General features: G+C 46.7%; 15 protein-coding genes and 1 riboswitch. Of the genes, 6 read left to right on the forward strand and 9 right to left on the reverse strand.

Annotated elements, in window-relative coordinates:
* Positions 1–15 precede the first annotated feature (15 nt).
* Complete coding sequence (locus FW758_RS08765) at positions 16–540, reverse strand: phosphatase PAP2 family protein (RefSeq protein ID WP_446445181.1); 525 nt, start codon at positions 538–540, stop codon at positions 16–18.
* Positions 541–695: 155 nt separating this feature from the next.
* Here FW758_RS08765 and FW758_RS08770 point away from each other — a divergent pair, with 155 nt between their 5' ends.
* Positions 696–2,618 (forward strand): diguanylate cyclase, encoded by a 1,923-nt coding sequence (locus tag FW758_RS08770; protein ID WP_446445182.1) that lies wholly within the window; start codon positions 696–698, stop codon positions 2,616–2,618.
* On the opposite strand, the gene FW758_RS08775 is transcribed toward FW758_RS08770, so the two are convergent.
* Complete coding sequence (locus tag FW758_RS08775; RefSeq protein WP_446445183.1) at positions 2,615–3,412, reverse strand: substrate-binding periplasmic protein; 798 nt, start codon at positions 3,410–3,412, stop codon at positions 2,615–2,617. The genes FW758_RS08770 and FW758_RS08775 overlap by 4 nt on opposite strands.
* A 176-nt stretch (positions 3,413–3,588) precedes the next feature.
* Here FW758_RS08775 and queG point away from each other — a divergent pair, with 176 nt between their 5' ends.
* The gene (gene queG / locus FW758_RS08780) at positions 3,589–4,791 is read left to right on the forward strand and encodes a tRNA epoxyqueuosine(34) reductase QueG (protein WP_446445184.1); all 1,203 of its coding nucleotides are present in this window, start codon (positions 3,589–3,591) and stop codon (positions 4,789–4,791) included.
* Positions 4,792–5,016: 225 nt separating this feature from the next.
* Here the strand turns inward: queG and metE are convergent, their stop codons facing one another.
* The gene (gene metE, locus FW758_RS08785) at positions 5,017–7,287 is read right to left on the reverse strand and encodes a 5-methyltetrahydropteroyltriglutamate--homocysteine S-methyltransferase (protein ID WP_446445185.1); all 2,271 of its coding nucleotides are present in this window, start codon (positions 7,285–7,287) and stop codon (positions 5,017–5,019) included.
* 200 nt (positions 7,288–7,487) lie between these two features.
* On the opposite strand from metE, the gene FW758_RS08790 reads away from it, so the two are divergent.
* Entirely contained in the window at positions 7,488–8,393 is a 906-nt protein-coding gene (locus tag FW758_RS08790; RefSeq protein ID WP_446445186.1) for a LysR substrate-binding domain-containing protein, read from the forward strand.
* Between the two features lie 100 nt (positions 8,394–8,493).
* Here the strand turns inward: FW758_RS08790 and FW758_RS08795 are convergent, their stop codons facing one another.
* The 4 genes from FW758_RS08795 to FW758_RS08810 form a co-directional block, all read right to left on the reverse strand.
* On the reverse strand, positions 8,494–9,222 hold the full coding sequence (locus tag FW758_RS08795; protein WP_006080230.1) for an HDOD domain-containing protein: 729 nt from the start codon (positions 9,220–9,222) through the stop codon (positions 8,494–8,496).
* A gap of 280 nt (positions 9,223–9,502) precedes the next feature.
* Positions 9,503–11,464, reverse strand: coding sequence for a TonB-dependent receptor (locus FW758_RS08800; RefSeq protein ID WP_432358750.1), 1,962 nt, complete (start codon positions 11,462–11,464; stop codon positions 9,503–9,505).
* 109 nt (positions 11,465–11,573) lie between these two features.
* A riboswitch (cobalamin riboswitch) is annotated at positions 11,574–11,806 on the reverse strand.
* Between the two features lie 136 nt (positions 11,807–11,942).
* Positions 11,943–12,611: a hypothetical protein gene (locus FW758_RS08805; protein WP_107949135.1), complete on the reverse strand. Its 669-nt coding sequence runs from the start codon at positions 12,609–12,611 to the stop codon at positions 11,943–11,945.
* Between the two features lie 215 nt (positions 12,612–12,826).
* On the reverse strand, positions 12,827–14,269 hold the full coding sequence (locus FW758_RS08810; RefSeq protein ID WP_446445187.1) for a hypothetical protein: 1,443 nt from the start codon (positions 14,267–14,269) through the stop codon (positions 12,827–12,829).
* A gap of 234 nt (positions 14,270–14,503) precedes the next feature.
* Here FW758_RS08810 and rihA point away from each other — a divergent pair, with 234 nt between their 5' ends.
* From rihA to azu, 3 genes are all read left to right on the forward strand, one after another.
* Complete coding sequence (gene rihA, locus FW758_RS08815) at positions 14,504–15,460, forward strand: pyrimidine-specific ribonucleoside hydrolase RihA (RefSeq protein ID WP_006080226.1); 957 nt, start codon at positions 14,504–14,506, stop codon at positions 15,458–15,460.
* Positions 15,461–15,479: 19 nt separating this feature from the next.
* A complete protein-coding gene (gene rbsK / locus FW758_RS08820) occupies positions 15,480–16,391 on the forward strand; it encodes a ribokinase (protein ID WP_006084108.1) in 912 nt (303 codons plus the stop codon).
* Positions 16,392–16,717: 326 nt separating this feature from the next.
* Positions 16,718–17,194 carry an azurin gene (gene azu, locus FW758_RS08825; RefSeq protein WP_006080224.1) on the forward strand — a complete coding sequence of 159 codons (477 nt, stop codon included), beginning with the start codon at positions 16,718–16,720 and terminating at the stop codon, positions 17,192–17,194.
* Positions 17,195–17,293: 99 nt separating this feature from the next.
* Here the strand turns inward: azu and FW758_RS08830 are convergent, their stop codons facing one another.
* Both FW758_RS08830 and FW758_RS08835 read right to left on the reverse strand, forming a co-directional pair.
* Positions 17,294–18,478, reverse strand: a complete 1,185-nt coding sequence (locus FW758_RS08830) for a DUF3103 domain-containing protein (protein ID WP_432371104.1) — start codon at positions 18,476–18,478, stop codon at positions 17,294–17,296.
* A gap of 395 nt (positions 18,479–18,873) precedes the next feature.
* Positions 18,874–19,176, reverse strand: a complete 303-nt coding sequence (locus FW758_RS08835) for a DUF3622 domain-containing protein (RefSeq protein WP_446445188.1) — start codon at positions 19,174–19,176, stop codon at positions 18,874–18,876.
* Positions 19,177–19,460 lie beyond the last annotated feature (284 nt).

Here is a 19,460-nt window from a genome sequence, read left to right on the forward strand (position 1 = left end):
ATTCAAAAAATAGACTTAAAACTGACCACTCACATATAAACCATAAACGCCGTTACCTGCTATCGGTGTGACAGTAATACCTTCATAGGGCTGAGTAAAATACCAACCTGCTAGCGCGCCAATTGCAGCACCCGCTAACACATCTTCTAAGTAATGTTGATCGCCCGCCACTCGGGTATAGCCAACATACGATGCAGCGACATAGGCGGGTAAACCATATTGCCAGCCATAACGCTGCTGAATAAACGTCGCCGCCATAAAGCTATCTGAAGTATGACCCGATGGGAACGAATCATCGCCACTACCGTCGGGTCTGTCTTTACTCACGCCATATTTTAGGCCTTCAACGATTAATCGACTCGATACTGCCGCCTGAATTAACTGCCAGCTGCCGTCGTAACCGTCTTCATAAAACAAGGTCGCGCCCATTGCCGTTGCGGGGAGCAATAAGTGCAATACATCGCCCGAGGTTTCTAAATCTGAGCCCGCCCAGCTAGTGCCGCTCATCATGAGTAGGGCAGCACAAAGTAATTTTTTCAAGGGTGATTCCTTTTTAGGATGATTTCCAAGGCGAAGTTTATACCTTGATAGCTAGCCGAATGCAAAATTGCGATACATCTATATTCAAAATGAACAAACAAGTTATGCTAAGCTGATTATTAGCTATTGATTTTAATGCGAACAGGATACCTTTTTTGCTACGTCCATTCCGATACTTATCATTTACCTTGTTGCTGCTCTTACTGCTGCTAAGTCCGGCTATGGCAGAAGAAAAGACTCAGGTTGATAAAATATTTGAAAGATTAGAAAGCGGTGAGCCCATGACCCGCGAAGCAATTAACAGCGATCTTGCGTTATTGAGCAAACTGATTGCAACCGACGATGTCGCCCGCAATGAAAAGCTGCAGCTACTGAAATGCTGGGATCAAAGTGCCGAAACGGATACTGACATAGCGCTGGCAGTTAAGAATACGAGTCAAACACTCACCCATATTCCACCAACGGCTTCCGCGCATTTCATCACCGACCTCATGCTTTGTCATTCTTGGTTTTTGCAGTTAAATGGTGATGTAGATAGCGCAATGGAAGGCTATAACCTCAGCGTTAAGCGTGCCTATGAGCATGAGGATCTTAAACTGATCGCCGACTCACGCAGCCTTCGCGGCGCTCTGTATTCCTACATTGGTGATTTTTCTGCGGCATTAGACGACCTCATAACAGCGCAAGATCTATACGAGTCACTGAATTTAACCGGCTGGGCTAACATCAATCTTGCCGATATGGCCACCAGCTTTAGACGTTATGGCGATCCCCAAAGTGCAATCCGTTACTACAATAAACTCAAAGCACTCTATTTAAAGAACAATAACCAAGAACAGGCAATGTATGTCACCTCAGAAATAGGTCTGGCTTTAGATGAACTGGGTGAACATCAACAAGCTATTGATCACTTCTTGCTCAGCTATCAATACTTTAAGGAACATCAGCTAGAAAAAGTGGCCGCCACTATGGCGACGGACATTGCCTTTAGCTTAATCAAACTCCATCGTCTTAATGAAGCGGAAAAATATTTAACTGAAGCCGCAGCTGTGATTAGCGAAAAAGATTATGCCGCTTATAGCTTTATGAAACTCTTTACGGCCAATATCAAGTTTCAACAAGCACGTTATAAAGAAGCGCTTACTGAACTCGAACAGGGGGAAAAAGCCTTTCGTACTCTGCAAAATGATCGGGGACTCACCCAACTATTACAGCTAAAAAGTGACGTCTATGCGGCCATAAATAATTTACCTGCGGCCTATGGCGCATTGCAGGAATTTGTCGCCCTCACCAAAAAGATCGACGACAACTCCTTCTCACATCAAACCACAGAATTAAAAGTGAAGTTTGATACCACTAGGATTGAATCTGAAAATCAACGTTTGATTGAAAACCAAAACCTTAAAGAACAAGAACTCGCGCTGCTTGAGAAGAATAAGTCATTGCAACACATCATTTTATTATTGACGGGCTTTATCCTAACAATAGTGTCGATATTTGCGTATAAACAAGTGCAGAGAAATCGCCAATTACAGGTCATAGCCCTCACCGATTACCTCACCAAGCTCCCTAATCGTCGGCATATTTATGCCCAAGCCGCACAGTATTTTCAGCAAGCCTTAAAACAACAAAGCCCTTTTTCGGTGATTATCTTTGATGCGGACCACTTCAAGAAAATTAACGATAACTTCGGCCATGAACTGGGCGATCGCGCCTTACTGACGATCGCAAGCGCAAGTCAAGCCCTAACGGGTAATAAAGATCTTATTGGCCGTATCGGTGGTGAAGAGTTTTTAATTCTCTTACCCAACACAGATGCTGAACGTGCTTGTGAACTTGCCCATCAGTTGCAAGCTCAAATTAGTCGTCTAGGCGCAGAGGATTTACCCGCTGAACTCAAATTGACTGTTAGCGCAGGAGTCGCAACCTTAGCGCCACAAAAAAATACTGAAAATACCTATCAAGACAAAGACTTTGCCAGCCTACTGAAACGTGCCGACGACGCCCTTTATGAGGCTAAAAATGCGGGAAGGAATTGTGTTAAAGCTGCCAGAAATGAAGCTGTGAGCGAGAGTTAAACGCTTTTATGCCAAAACACTTGATGCTGTAATGGCGGCGGTAAAGCACCAAACCATGTCTGATATAAACGACTAAACTCCCCTGAGTCTTTCATTTTCTCAAGCTCTGTTTGCCAACTCGTGACCGTAGCCGCCGACGTCCCTTTAGAAAAGGCTAAATACAGATTAATCTCTGATACGACATACACTTGGCGTATATCTGCCTCACTAGCGCCCACTTCTTCGAGTATCTGCTTAACCGCAAGATCCGCTTGGCACCATAAACGAATTCGAGAGAACAGTAATTGCTTCGCCGATTGCTGCGGAAAACTCGCCACCAGTAAGTTATCGACACCCGCTTGTTGTAACAGCTGTGCTCCAGCGGATTCTCGATAAACCCCGACAATATCTTTAGATTGCAGTTCAGCAAGTTGCTCGAGCACAATGGGATCTGCCGCCCTCGCATACAAAGCAATTTTGCTGGTTGCAATCGGGCCGATAAAATCGAAATGATCTTCACGCTCGTCATTAATAGACGTCGCAAAAAGTAAGACATTCGCCGAAGTATTGGCAATCGAATACGCCCGTGCCCAAGGTAAGACCTCGATTTTCTCGCTCTGTCCCAGTCTCGATTGCAGGGTATTAACTAAGTCCACTGCAAAACCATGGGGAACGCCATCTTGCTCGTAACTCATGGGAGGCCAAGCCTCGGTCACCAATTTCAACTTATCAGGCGCAGCAAAAACAAGATTAGGCATTAGGCCTAACAGACTCATCGCAAGAAAAAATGCCCTAGGAGAAAACGCACTCAGCATACTGATACCAAAAGCGAAACATTAAACCTAATCATAGACTCAATCTCAGCTGCAAATAAACATATTGCCTAAAGAAAATCGCGCCTCATTCATGCTCACTGAGTAAACGCGTCCGCAACAAGTGAAAACTTGCTATCATATTGCCACCTAGCCAAGAGACTCGCTGCAATGAATCCATGTCGACTTTAGCCAATCCAATCCCTAATCAATCCTATGCCAGCACACTGTCGCGGCTCGCGCTGCAAATAAAAACGTGGGGAAAAGCACTCGGATTTGCGCAGGTTGGCATTTGCGATACAGATTTAACGGCCGAAGAAGCCAAACTCCAAGCATGGCTAGACAAAGGTTTTCATGGCGAAATGGCGTATATGGCCACCCATGGCATGATGCGCGCTCGCCCGCAAGAATTGCATCCGGGCACAGTGCGGGTGATATCCGTACGGATGGATTATTTACCACCCGAAGCTGGCTTTGCTACGAATCTCACCGATCCCAACTTAGGTTATATTTCCCGTTATGCGGGAGGTCGCGACTACCACAAGTTGATCCGCGCTCGGCTTAAAAAACTGGGGGATCAAATCAGTGCAGAGTTAGTTGCTCTCGGTTTCGATGCCGCTGACTTTCGCCCCTTTGTTGACTCAGCACCCGTACTCGAGCGCCCATTAGCCGAAAAAGCCGGTATCGGCTGGACAGGTAAACACTCACTCATACTCAACCATGAGGCGGGTAGTTGGTTCTTTTTAGGTGAGCTGCTGATCAATTTGCCTCTGCCTGTGGATATTCCCATTCAAGAAGGCTGCAATACTTGTGTCGCCTGCATCACCTCCTGCCCAACAAGGGCAATCGTAGAACCCTATGTGGTTGATGGTAGACGCTGTATTTCCTATCTCACCATAGAGCTGCAAGGCGCCATTCCTGAAGAATTTAGGCCACTTATGGGCAACCGCATCTATGGCTGCGATGATTGTCAGCTCGTGTGTCCCATCAATCGCCAAGCGCCGCTCACCGCCGAAACCGACTTCCATATTCGCCCGCAGTTAAAACAGCCCGATCTTCTCAGCCTTTTTGCTTGGAGCGAGGCAGAGTTTCTTAAACAAACTGAAGGCAGCGCCATTCGCCGCATTGGCCATAAACGCTGGTTACGTAATATCGCAGTCGCACTGGGTAACGCCCCCGCAAGCCCAAGTATTATTGCCGCACTTAACGCCCGCAATAACAGTGACGATATCGATGAGATAGTGAGTGAACATATCGAGTGGGCGCTCAATGCGCAACAATCGCGCCTTGCCGATATCGCAGCAATTGAACAACAAAAAGCACGCCGCAAGACTGAACGCATGGTGCGTATTATCAAAAAAGGCTTACCACGAGATGCTTAACATCTAACAAGGTTATCAATAGCTTACTACTGATTAATTAGCCTAAACTAAGAATCGTTATTCGCTCCGTACGTCTATTGAACCTTGATATTAAACATGGCCAATAGACAGTGGCGTTTCCCTTATTCGCAGCGAATAAAAGACACCGGAGGCATAAACATCCGGTGTCTTTTTACTGAGTAAGCTCAATAAGTTCAGTTAAAAACTCTCACTCAAGCAGTGATATTAACCAAGGCGGCGACGTAGTTCTCGCGTGGCATCAACCATGTTTTTCAATGCAGGTTCGACTTCATCCCAAGTTCGGGTTTTTAGGCCACAATCTGGGTTGACCCATAATTGACGCACGGGGACTTTCTGCGCGGCTTTCTCGATTAACTGCACCATGGCCTCCACACTTGAGATGTTTGGTGAGTGGATGTCATACACACCGGGGCCGATTTCATTTGGATATTCAAAATCTTCAAAGGCGTTGAGTAACTCCATCCGCGAACGCGACGTCTCGATTGTGATCACATCTGCATCCATGGCAGCAATCGCGGCAATCGTGTCGTTAAACTCGCTGTAACACATGTGAGTGTGGATTTGAGTCTCATCAGTCACGCCAGCAGCGCTGAGTTTAAAGGCATTCACCGCCCAATCTAAATAGGTTTGCCACTCACTTTGCTTCAATGGCAAACCTTCACGGAAGGCGGGCTCATCTATTTGAATAATGCCAATCCCCGCATTTTGTAAATCGACTACTTCATCACGAATCGCCAGCGCCAGTTGTGTTGCAATCGCATCGCGGCTGATATCTTCACGGGCGAATGACCAGTGCAAAATCGTCACTGGCCCCGTCAACATGCCTTTTACGGGTTTGTCAGTCAGGCTTTGAGCAAACTTTGCCCAATCGACTGTCATGGCTTTTGGACGACTCACATCGCCGTAAATCAAGGGTGGCTTAACACAACGTGAGCCATAACTTTGTACCCAGCCATTTTTACTAAAACCAACGCCAGCTAACTGCTCGCCAAAGTATTCCACCATGTCGTTACGTTCGGCTTCACCGTGCACGAGTACGTCGATACCCAGTTTTAGTTGGCGTTCGATAGTATCGCGGGTCACTTGTTGTAACTGCTCAGTATACTGAGCATCACTTATCTCGCCCTTACGCCAGCGGCTGCGTAATCCTCGAATAGCGGGTGTTTGCGGGAACGAACCTATGGTCGTGGTTGGCAACAGGGGTAAACGGTATTTTTGCTGCTGCACACTTTGGCGTACACTGAAATCACTGACACGCTCATAATCCGCAGCAGTTAATGCCGCAACACGATCAATCACTTGCTTATCTGCAGCCTGCGCTTTGGCTTGACGACGAGCGATACAAAAAGTACTGATTTTTTGTGCTTCATCCGAATTAGGCGCCAACAATAATTGGCGAATTTTGCTCAATTCCAACAGTTTCTGCTTAGCAAAGGCTAACTGCTTACGCAGCACAGGTAATAGTTTGACTTCAACATCTAAATCGACTGGGCTGTGCAGCAATGAACATGATGTGCCAATCCACAGACGATCGCCTAAATCACGCGCCACTGCGCCAATACGCTCGGCAATCAAATCGATTTCTGCCGCCCACACGTTACGGCCATTAACCACGCCCACCGACAAAATTTGCTCACTGCGCAACGCATTTGCAAACACAGCCAGTTGTTCTGGGGCTGTGACTAAATCCAAGTGCAAACCAGCCACTGGCAAGGCAGATACTAGGGCTTGATGATGCGCAATACCGCCATAATAACTCGCCAAAAGAACCTTGACGTTTACAGTGCTTAGCGCTTGATAAGTCTCTGCTATCGCTGCTTGCCACTGCGTGCCTAACTCTAATGCCAACACAGGCTCATCTAACTGTACCCATTCCACACCTTTGGCGGCGAAACGCGCCAAGATGTCAGCATAAGCAGTTAATAAATTAGGCAATAAACTTAACTTATTGAACTCTTGACCCACAGTTTTAGCAAGGTGCAAGTAACTAACAGGGCCGAGTAGCACAGGTTTTGCTTTATAGCCTAGCGCTTGCGCTTCGCTGACTTCATCAAAAAACTGCTCGTAAGCAATCGAAAACTCTTGGTTTTGCGTCAGCTCTGGCACCAAATAATGATAATTAGTATTGAAATACTTGGTCATTTCAGAGGCTGGCGCATCTTGGCCCGTTGGCGCTCTGCCGCGGGCAACACGGAATAAGGTATCGAGATCGATAGCGCCTTCGCCGCGGTGGCGATCAGGGATGGCATTCAAGGTCGCACTCAGGGTTAATACTTGATCGTAAAAGGCAAAATCCCCCACGGGAACTTGCTCAATGCCCACTGCGGTTTGCCACTGCCAATGGGTACGGCGCAGTTCACTCGCTACTTCACATAATTCGGCTTGAGTACTCTCACCACGCCAGTATTTTTCTAAGGCAAATTTCAATTCACGACGACGCCCGATGCGGGGAAACCCAAGACTATTTAATTGCATACCCTATCTTCCTTTATTTGAGATAAGCCAAATTCGGCACTTGCACCCACCAGATTGTTTTCTCTTGGCACTTTTCAGCATTTCCGCCTTGATAAATAACAATGGGCGTCTGGACGTCTAGAAGTTTATTGTGTTAGTCTCTATTCCAGCAACCGAATTGATTTCAAGCACAACATGAGCGAATTTCACCTGGAGTGAACATGATCGAACTAAGACATCTGCGAACCTTAATGGCCCTGAAGGAAAGTGGCAGTTTGGCGGGCGCAGCCAAAAAACGTTTTGTCACTCAATCCGCACTCTCCCACCAAATTAAGGAGTTGGAGCAAAGGATTAACTCGCCTATTTTTGTGCGTAAGAGTAAGCCGCTGTCATTCACCCAAGAAGGTGCACGCCTGCTTCATCTCGCGGAAGAGATTTTGCCTAAGGTGTTAGAAACCGAGACAGATCTTAAGAATGGCCTTGAAACCGAAACCAATCAGTTGCGGGTAGGCATTGAGTGCCACAGCTGTTTTCGCTGGTTAATGCCTGTGATGGAGCAATTTAGACAAGACTATCCCCAAGCGGAGTTAGATCTGTCGAGCCGTCACTTGTTCGACTCACTCAATGCCTTGGAAATGGGTGAACTGGATATAGTGCTGACCTCAGATCCTGTGCCTGGGCATTCACTCGCTTATCAGCATTTGTTTGATTTTGAAGTGAAGTTAGTGGTTGCTAGAGATCATCCTCTAGCAAAAGAAGCCTATGTCACCCCTAAGCAATTAGTGCATTTACCGATCATCAGCTATCCCGTACCACTGACGCGTTTAGACATCTATCGCCATTTTTTAGAGCCCGCAGGCATAGAAGCGGGTGAGCAGAAAACCTGTGATTTAACCATGATGTTACTGCAACGCATCGCCTGTAAAGACGGCATAGCCGCACTGCCGAACTGGTCGATAAATGAAGGACATGGCCTAAGCCTCACCACAGTGAAGCTAGGGCAAGAAGGTTTAAAACGGCCTCTATTTGGTGCCTATCGCCGCCATAGCGCCAACTCAGCCTTGATCCAAAATTGGTTACAACTGGTGGCGAGTGAAGGTTTATCCCGCCAGCAGAAGACAAATTAACACAGGTGAAACCTAACAAAAAAGCCTGCTGATGCAGGCTTTTTTAATGAATCTAATGACTATTTCATAGGATCAAACAGCGATTTAATGCATCGAAATATTACAGCGGATTCATCAACAGACCACGCATAGACAATACGCGGCGCAAGATTAAACCAGGGGAATTCGAATTGCGGGTCTGACGCAAATTATGGGCAATCATAAACTCTTGGCGTAAGTCCTGATCTAAGTCTAACGCTTCGAATGATTCTATGGTCAAAGTCTGCTGTTGATTATCAATCAATGACTTAATCACGCTTAAAGGGAATGATTGTTCGGCATTAGCATTTAAATAGGCAAATGCCGTGAGCGCGATAATTTGGCCGAACACACTGAACAGGGCCAAGGTTTGCACTTCATCAGCATCAACCTCAACGCCTTCCATCTCCGCTAAACTGTCCACCGCATCTGTTGCAATATCTTCAGTCAACTTCCAATAACCTTGGACTAACTTTTTATAGGGCTGCGGCAGCTCATCGAGGCGTTCTTGCAGATAAAACGTAAAGGCATAGCGATAGATATTCACTTGACCTAAGCGGACTAAAGCTTCTTTCAACGAGCGAGTCTTAGGGTTAATCACCCCAGATGCTTGTGCGGAATTACTGCGCATTAACATGTGCGCCGCCAATGCGGGGTCACTCGAGATGATGTCGATCACGTTACGAATGTCGCCTTCAGCAAGGATCGCTTTTTTGAGTGGTATTAAAATCCCTCGTCGGCCAATCACTTGCTCTTCGTTCGCTATGATAGCTCTAACTTGAGTAAAAACCTGTTGCTCAAGATCTGTCATAAGACACTTTGCACCTGTTTATTGACAATAAGATAATTCGGTTACCGTTCACATCATACCCAAAATTTAAAGAATTTCAGCCACAAACAGCAGAGTAATAGATAAATTATTCCTGTTTAGTTATTGCTGCCCGCTAACCACTAAAGATAACGACAATTTAGTCACTCTACTGAAACGATATTCAAGACTATACCTATTTCAAAATTTATTCCTTGAACAGAGCCTAAAAAATAAAAAGCCAGACTGAGTCTGGCTTTATCGAAATTGAGCGAATCAATGCCTAGAAGCGATAACCAAGGGTAAAACGAATATCGCGACCTCGACCAGAGTAATAACTATCACCCCAAAGGCCACCGTAATAGCCTGCGCTGACATAGTCTTTATCAAATAGGTTATCGATACGCAGGCTGGCAAGCCAAGCATCACGGTTGTAGTTCAAGGCTAAATTACCGAGCACGTAACTGGCCAGCTTATCGCCTTCATTACCGTTATCGCCTTCGATAAAGCGGTTACCAGTATAAATTGCTTCGGCAAAGACTTGGAAATGCTCAGCAAAATCCATACTGACATATCCGCGCCCCGTGTGTTTTGCCACCCAAGACAGCTCCTTGCCATCATTGTTACCGTCGGTAAATTCAGCATCGATATAGTTATACTCTAGCCCGAGCTGCAGCGCTTTAGTCACTTGCCAATCCCAATCGGCACTGGCGCCATAACGACGAGAAGCGTCAGCATTGACGTTCGCACCTTGGAAATCTCCTTTTGGAGGTGTCTCTGCGCTAGGATCGAACACGATTTCATCCTCTAAATCGAGGCGATACAGGTTCACTCGCAGGGTTTGGCTGGCAAGCGTCCAATCCCAACCCGCCTCATAGGAGCGGCCCGTCTGTGGCTTTAAGCCAAACACATCTTTAGGGGTATAAGCTTGCTCATCCACTTTCGCAAAACGGAAGTTTTCATCGCCACGTAGATAGAATCTGTGCTCCGTACTAGGACGGTAGTTTAGGCCAAACTCAAATGCTGTCGCATCTTCATCTAAATCGATACCATTAGGATAAACTTTGCGATCGACTAACTCGTCGGTCACCCGCGCATATCGCCCACCCACAACATAACTTAGGGTATGGCTTAATGGAACAGTGGCTTGTAAGTAAGCACTTTGTGTTTGCTGCACATTACTGCGCGCCATAGTGTCAAAATCAGCCTTACCACGGCTGATGTCTAAACCTGTGACTAGGTTTAGCTCACCTTGACGGGTACTGTAGTTCGCTAACGCTTTAGGACTAAACATCAACAGTGAGCGCGTGTTATGGCTGTTCGCCCCCCAATTAAAAGAAGACACTAAGGTATCGCTATAATCTAAATCCGCTGCTAAAGCCCAATTTTGATTAAGCTGATGCTGATAACCCGTGCGCGCCGCAGTGGTCATCTCGTGAGAATATTGCTTATCGTTCCCAGAGTCACGTGGGTTGTCTTTAAATTGATCTTTTGTAAGCGAGCCAGGATTTTCACGGTCATCATCGTAATAGCTGGTTTCAACGAAGAACGAGTCTGTGGCCGTTTTATATTGAATGCGGCCAAGAATAGAGCCGGTTTCGTTAGCATTATGTTTGCGATAGTTGTCACCTTGGTTATAGCTACCAGTGAAAAAGTAACGCCAATCTTTGTTGATCGCGCCAGACACATCACCGCGACCTTCATAGGTATCAAAGCTACCGCCAGATAACTGCACGCTGCCGCCAGTATTTTCAGGGGACTTAGTGACAATATTGATCACCCCGCCCACGGCTTGGTCACCATAAAGCACACCCGCACTACCCGATAAAATTTCAATACGATCCACTTGATTAAGCGGAATGGCATTAAGACTAGGGGCTGCGATATCGATATTATTGAGGCGACGACCATCAAGTAAAATCAGCGTGTTATTCACAGCAGTGCTGGCGCTAAAGCCACGCATCGCAAAACTAGTACCGATGTTATTATCTGATATTTGAATACCACTTTGACCGCGTAAAACCTCAGTCACACTAGTGGCACCGCTCATTTCAATCGCCGCAGCGTCAATCACATTCACATTCGCGGCAATATTTAACGGGGTATTGTCAGAGCGGCCGATCACGACAAGATGCTCGTCGACTTTCGCTGTGCTGGTAGCGTCAGCCGCCATAGCGGGCGCGATAACGGAAAAACTGCAAAGGCTACCGATCAACAGCGCGATTTTTGTTGGATTTGTTCCCATTTTACCTTTAACTCCTGCAAGGAAAACGGGGCATTAGCGCCACGATACTGTTCATTCAGTAAAAGATACTGACAGTGACTATCGCATTTTGAGATCTGCCCACCGAAATCTCAAAAACACCTTTAGGGCCGGTCTCCGGACTTAGGCTATGTTAATCCGTAAAAATAGAATTAACGCGAGACTGACCTTTAACATTCTGACTATCGGGTTCTGTCTTGAACACACCAATCAAACGCGGTCTTCTCTCACCTTTTACCGTTGCGGGGGCAGTGCCAGAATTTCACTGGCTTCCCGATTATCTCGCGGCTTTCGCACGCAAGCACCTCAGAAGGTTGACTAAAAATTTGATTCATAGGGCACAGCCATCAATAAAACAGCGATACTCCCTTAAGGCTCAGCACATTATAGAGCCTGAGCGCGCGCATTATAGACGTCTATACGGATGAAAGTCCATCAAACTCAAGCGAACGTCTACGGTCTACTTCAAGGAGAATGGGACTAAAGCGGAGATAAAATCTTGGCTATTATCTGCCTGCAATGGTGGTTTATCGGCAGAAAAAACGGCACCTCGCATCGACTTATGCAGTAGATACAAATCTTTATTGCCACTGACAACCGTATAGTAGCCAATTTCCCCTTGAGGAGTTGAAGCATAGGCTTTGGGATTCACTTGCGTGACATTGTGGATATTGGGCATGGCTGTACAGCCTAAAATAGCCTTAAATCCCTCATGTCCATCAACTTCAGTGTCGCCGAGCTTCTGGTACACCACTTCGCCGTCACAGGTCGATTTATAGGTCTGGGCCATCGCATCTAAAAAACGCTCAGGGCTAATACTCTCGGCCATATCCTTAAAGCCCTGCACGCAAAATAGTGCACTCCACTGGGTTAATGCTTCCTGCTCAGGCACATATTCTGCCATAAACATGCCAGCTTGCTCCTCATGATAAGCCTGCTTCCAGCCCGCAGGCAGATTGAACCCTAATTGCTGACCAAATACGGGCAATACATGGGTATGAGCTGCGCCGCTTTCGCTCCGAGCTATATCTAATGTGGCTTGAACTGGCTCTGAGCCAATTAAGCTGCAGAGTAATAACACACTGGCACCTTGAAACAATCCAATAGGTGAACACAATGCTAATTTCATACTTATCATCCTTGTATCGCACTTATAACTAATGCTAATTAATACGACATCATGAAATTGAACAGAAAACACCCAGCATTCTAGCGAATAACCCAGATTGAAAACAGTCAAAAGCCTAGATTAACTGCCACTTTAAAAGAAATAATCACTGTCACGGTGTAAATAACAGAGAAATACTCCGTTTATCTGCGCCGTGATGGTAAAAGAGGTGAATGCTATTCGCTAAATAACCACATTTTTACTTCAGGTTTAGGCCTTTCCTGACTCAGAATCGCCTGCCGTTGCTCTTGCGTTTCGCATTGGGTAACAGGGGTAAAATCCAGCGGCTTAATCACCAACGAATCGGCTGGCTGCAGCGGAGATTTGGCGAACATCTCGTTATTCATCGACCAAGAGACCCATTCCCCCTTTTCACTGATCCCGACATAACCCTCACCCGCCCTCGCTAACCAAGTTAATCGCGGGATGCGTTCTATGAGCTTCTCGACATTTTCTAGGTTAACCCTATAGCCTACTGGCACGACTTTGCCGTCAGGACGGGTGAATACAAATGATGCTGAACCTATGGTGATTTTGCTTCCCTCCTGCCAATATTGATTGAGGATCTCTTGGGCATAGTGAAAACCATATAAATAGGCGTAGTCACTGTTATCGACGAGGATTTGCGGTACGGCATTGTCACGCAGCAACAGAAATCCCGTGCCGACACTGACAATACTGTTCACGCCTTTAATATCTGTTTGTTTGAGCCAATCGATACCGCAGTTCGTTTCATTGCCCCAAAAGTGCGCTTCTCCCGCTGGACTTAAGATTGCAAAAGCACAGCTATTTGACGTAATACTCACGACATCCTGAAGCGCACTGCGAATAGGGTAAATATCGCTACTCTGCCCCCAAGTCACGACACTGCCATCCTTTTTCAAAGCGGCATAGGTCCCTTGGGTATACTCAACACGCACAACATCCATTAACTGCGGCAGCAGCTTTTTCATATTGGTTGAACGTTCAACTTGCCCCCAAATCACAGTGCTGCCGTCTTTCTTAAGTGCCGTAAAACTTCGTCCTTCGGCAAAGATATCAACTATATCCACCAGTTTATCCTGCACATGCTGGCTATTGCCGCCTTCGGGCCCATAACCCCAAGTGTGCACTTTTCCACTGGCATCGAGTGCGGCTACCGCCTCACGGTTAGCATAGAGTTTAGTGATGTTTGTCATACGGCTTTGCAGGGCTTTGTCGAGACTCAGTTTCCCTGCACGTCCCCAGTACACCACAGTGCCATCTTCACGCAGGGCGGCAAAACCTTCCTTTACAGGCACGACTTGTTTAATGTGTTTAAGCTCCGCAGCAACTTCGCGGCTATCGCCGCCGCTAAAACTATTTCCCCAAGTGATCACATCGCCATTTTGGGTGATGGCAGCCACTGCCATATCATTTGCTATCACGGAACTTACTGCCGGTAAATCACAGGGAATATGGCGATACTGCGGACTCGGTTTTTCCTTAAATTGGATGAGTTTACCGTTATCGAACTGCAGCAATGACTCGTTATTGCTTTCAATAATGGCCATAGGTTGAGGATTGCTGCAGCCAGAGATCGGCATGGCAACCATGCCCGCGAGTAAAGCCTTAGGCCAAGTGATTCGATGAGTGAGCATTACTTATTTCCTTGTATTTGCTTGGATATGTCATTCAATGTTGTGCAGCAGACAGAGCAAGAATGGATTAACCTAACATCGCCTAGTGTCAAAAACGGGCAGAATTCTAGCAGCTTGTTGATAAAAAGACGAAAACGCTCACGGTTTGCTCTGCAAGTACCCTCCACAGGCTAGAGCCTAACTTATGGCATGCTATTCTAAGCATCCAGTACCGCTGTTTAAAGGAGTAACAGTATGACTCGTCACATCATTCTTGATTGCGATCCCGGCCATGACGATGCTATCGCGCTGATCTTAGCCTTAGCTCACCCAGACCTCGTTCCCCTTGCCGTCACGACTAGCGCAGGCAATCAAACCCCAGATAAAACCCTCAACAACGCCCTGCGGATCTTAACCCTGTTAAACCGTGGTGATATCCCAGTCGCGGGCGGTGCCACTAAGCCGCTAACACGTCAACTGATTATCGCCGACAATGTTCACGGCGAGACAGGACTCGATGGCCCCGCATTGCCTGAACCTAGCTTCAGCCCACAAGCCATAACGGCCGTTGAACTGATGGCGCAGCAAATCCGCCAAAGCACTCAGCCAGTGACTTTAGTGCCCACTGGGCCGCTGACGAACATTGCTCTTTTACTGGCGAGTCATAGCGAGCTACACCCTAAAATAGAGCGCATTGTGCTGATGGGCGGCGCCGCGGGTGTCGGTAATTGGACGCCTGCCGCCGAGTTTAATATTTTTGTCGATCCCGAAGCCGCCGATATCGTCTTTAAGTCAGGTATTCCCATCACTATGTGCGGGCTCGATGTGACCCATCAAGCGCAAATCATGGATGAAGACATAGAACGGATTCGCGCCATCCCAAATCCAATTGCTCAGTGCGTCGCCGAGTTATTGGATTTCTTTATGATTTACCACAGAGATCCTAAATGGGGCTTTATTGGCGCGCCATTGCACGACCCCTGTACTATCGCTTGGTTGCTCAAACCTGAGCTGTTTGAGGCACAAGATTGCTGGGTCGGGATTGAAACCCAAAGCGAGTTGACCTTAGGCATGACAGTGGTTGATCGCTATCAACTCACTGGCAAAACCGCCAATGCGACTGTGCTATTTGGGCTCGATAGACTAGGCTTTGTCGATTTACTGGTAGACAGTTTACGTGTCTATGATCCAACTTATCTCAATCGCAGATGAAAATAACAGTGAGTTTTCTATGAGCCAGATACTCGTTATCGGCAGTGCAAATGCCGATCATGTGATGAAATTTGAGTACCTGCCCGCAGCAGGGCAAACCTTGATGAGCCGAGATTATCGCCTCGAACTGGGCGGCAAAGGTGCCAACCAAGCCGTCGCCTGCGCGCGCTTAGCCAAACCAGGCACCCGTACTGACTTTATCTGCCACCTCGGCCAAGACAGTATCGGCGATGATATGCGTCAAAGCTGGATTAAAGATGGCATAAGTACAGAAGGAATTAGCCAAGTAGCGGAGCAGAGTACCGGCACAGCGATGATTTTTATCGGTGACAACGGTGAAAATACCATTGGTGTTGCTGCGGGTGCCAACGCCACTCTTTCACCCGATGATTTAGAACATCACTATGCTCTGTTTGCTAATGCTCAGTACTTATTAGCACAATTAGAAACCCCTGCTGCCACAGTGGCAAAAGCGCTAAAAATGGCCAAAAATCTTGGTGTGACGACGGTATTAAATCCCGCTCCAGCGACCGCCCTTGGGCACGATGTACTCAAGTGGGTCGATGTTATTACGCCTAATGAGACAGAAGCAGAAGCCTTAACAGGCGTTGAAATTAATCATCTCGATGATGCCCAAATGGCTGCGCAGCTCCTCCACCAGCAAGGTGTAGGGATTGTGGTGATCACTTTAGGCAGTCGAGGCGCATATATCAGCAGCCCAGGTTTTACTGGGCTAGTACCCGCGCTTGAAGTGCAAGCCATAGACACAGTCGCCGCAGGAGATACCTTCAACGGCGCCTTAGTCGTTGGCTTGAGCGAAGGCATGTCGATTGCCGCCGCCGTTGGATTTGCTAATGCGGCCAGTGCCATTACTGTGACTCGCCAAGGCGCACAGCGTGCTATCCCATATCGACAGGAGCTTTCGTACTAAAAAAGTAAGCGACTTTGAGTTAGACGCCCTGAGTCAGACTTTCTAAATTATCATTTATAAATCAAAGCTATAAATCAAAGCCATTAATGATAATCCGCGAGTACTTAGTTCACGCCAGCTAAGTACTCGCTCGTCTATGTTTACCGCTAGCGATTTTGCCGTTACAGGATGTTGCAGTCACAGAGAATGCAGCACTCAAACGAAAGTTGCATATACATAATTTACACGCTGATTTCATTCCCATTTAATAAAGATTGCTTATGCTGGCAGGCGCATGTCCGAGTCAAAAGGACTCGGCTACCCTTGTTCAAATAAGGAAGTACCAGATGAAAGCAAAAAGCACAGCTTTACGTAACGTGACCAGCACTAGCCTAATCGGCCTCGGATTATTATTCGCTAGCCAAGCGAGTGCCAACGAATGTGAACTGAAAATTGCCGCCACTGATGCAATGCAATTTGACACTAAAGAGCTGTCTGTACCTGCAAGCTGTAAAGAAGTGACCTTAACCTTAACCCACTCAGGCACTTTGCCAAAAGCAGCTATGGGCCACAACTGGGTATTAACTAAGGCAGCTGATATGTCAGCCGTAGCAACCGAAGGTATGAGTGCCGGTCCTGATGCAGCCTATGTCAAAGCGGGTGATACTCGCGTTATCGCTCACACGCCATTAGTGGGCGGCGGCGAATCAACGTCTATCACCTTTAGCACTGCTGGCATGAGCGCTACTGAAGCCTACCAATTCTTCTGCAGCTTCCCAGGCCACTGGGCGATTATGCAAGGTAGTTTCAAGCTAAAAGCTTAAGGTGAATGGCTTAGCCTAACGTTAAGTGATAAAAACAAAAAAGCGGATCTTAGGATCCGCTTTTACATTCCAGCCATTGCATTTAGCCGCAATGATTCATCAGGGTCTTGGTTGGATGACTAATGGCGCAAAGCTCGTCATCGCATTACCGTTAGCCCCGTTCAAGTTAGGATATTCAACCCCTTCCTGCAAGGTGTAATACACGTCAACAAAGTCATCGTCATTAGTGAACCAAGCATCCGGCATCACACTTAAAATACCATTGGTGATTTGCGGGATCAGCGCATAACCCTGAGCTTCAGGATCGGGGATCGACTTTAAGATCTGCTCTGCCGCTTCCAACAACTTAGAGGCCAACACTTTATAGTTAGTGCCATCGTCATGCTCCATTAGGATCATGTCCGCAGCTGCCCAACGATAACGCTCCCAATGGATGATGATTTGATTCGGATAATAGGTCATATCCGCATAATCTAAATAGGGCATTTCGACGATATCGAGCACAGGTTCTTCACGGCTCGGGTCAACCCCAGTCACTATGCCGTAAATCTCGGCACGACCAGAAATCCACGGCTCATGGTCATCCTTCAAGGATATTTGTTTGATCACTGTGGTTGAAATAGGCTTGTCTGCCACCGCCTGTGTTTGCGCACGGCTCAGTAGCGCGCCCTCTTTTTTCGCCGATTGTGCTTCGGCAAATGTCGCCCGCATCACCTCTAAGCCAGCCACAAAGGCTTTTTTACTATCGATACCGACCACAAACACCGGCTGCTGCGGTAGGTTATACACGTCTAATTGATGAACTTGCCCATGAATATCAAAGGCTTCAATATAATCCCACTGACGCTCGTCACCATCGGGCTCATAGGCAAATAAAGGAGACTCACCTTGCTGCCATGGGGTTAACATGGTTTCATCCGCCAGACGCACTTGCACCAGAGAATCTGCTTTGGCACTTAGGCCCTTCACTCGACGAATCGACGCATCGGCTTTGGTGATCACATTATCATTGAGCCTATGCTGAGACAGAATGTCATCGGCATTTACTGCCAACTGATACTGGTTTATTTCAGTCTGTAAGATAGGCGCAAGCTGCGCATATTGATGGCTCAAATCTAACGCCAATGCCCGCTTAGTATTGGTTAACTGAGCTTGTGCATCTAAAGTCGAATCCTTTAGCGACGCCTGTAGCAAGCGTAACGCCTCTCCATCTAAGGCTTGGCCATAACTCATGGTTGCCGAAGCCGACAAACACAGTAATAAACTGGATTGAAGTAGTTTCATAGGAGTTCCCTTACCTTAATAAAATTAAACGTGTGTTCGAATTATCTACATATGAGCACAGACCCGAATCCAAGTAAACCAAACGATAATAATTATCGTTATTTATTAATGGTATAGAATACGCAATAGCGCTGAAACTCGCCAAAAACAAGAGAGTTATCTAAAAACAGAATAATAATGATAACGCCCTTAAATCGGCCAAAATGTGCAGAGAGAACATGAAGGAACAGGAAGAAATGAGGTGATAAGCTCAAAGAGGTTAAGCGACAAAAACACAAAAGGCGGATCCTAAGATCCGCCTTTTGTTATTCATAGCCAGAGTGACGTTTCAGAACGCGTCATGCGCGCCCTAACAGTCACACTAGCTTGATAAGACAATACTGAACGAGTGGGTGTTACTCTTCATCGAAATCATCTTCATCAAGATCTTCGGCATCAGTTGCCGCTTCAGCCGCTAATGCTGCCGCTAATTTTGCTTTAGCTTGTTTCTCTGAACGACGTTTGTTGCGCTCAGTTAACGTGCCTAAAAACACTTGTAATTCAGTCAAGCCCCAAGCTTGCGCTTCGGCTTCGGTCGCAAAACCATCATGGCTCTTAGACACAACTGTTTTAGTTGATGTCATGCGACGAGTGATTTCAGTTTTCCAACCTTTGTCGCACTGTGTCACGCGAAAATCGTATTTTTTGCCCTTGCTCATTCTGCTCTATTTCCTAAATGATGCTTGTCACGTTTGTCTTATCAAGCGAACCAAACGCTCATCATAAAACAAAAGGAGCGCAGTGTACTTGATTTCGGCCCAGAAAGATCGCCCAGATGAAAATATTCATGCCAGTTTCATCGACTCGCACAGTGGAGTCAATTCTCAAGTCTAAAACAACACTGCGCATATATCTCGCTCATCCTCTGTCTATGGCTGTTCATCGCAAGCTAGCGTGCTTTAGATAATCGTCGTGCAAACGGTATATATTCTTGTTTATGTCA

The sequence above is a fragment of the Shewanella sp. 1180_01 genome (assembly GCF_052850535.1).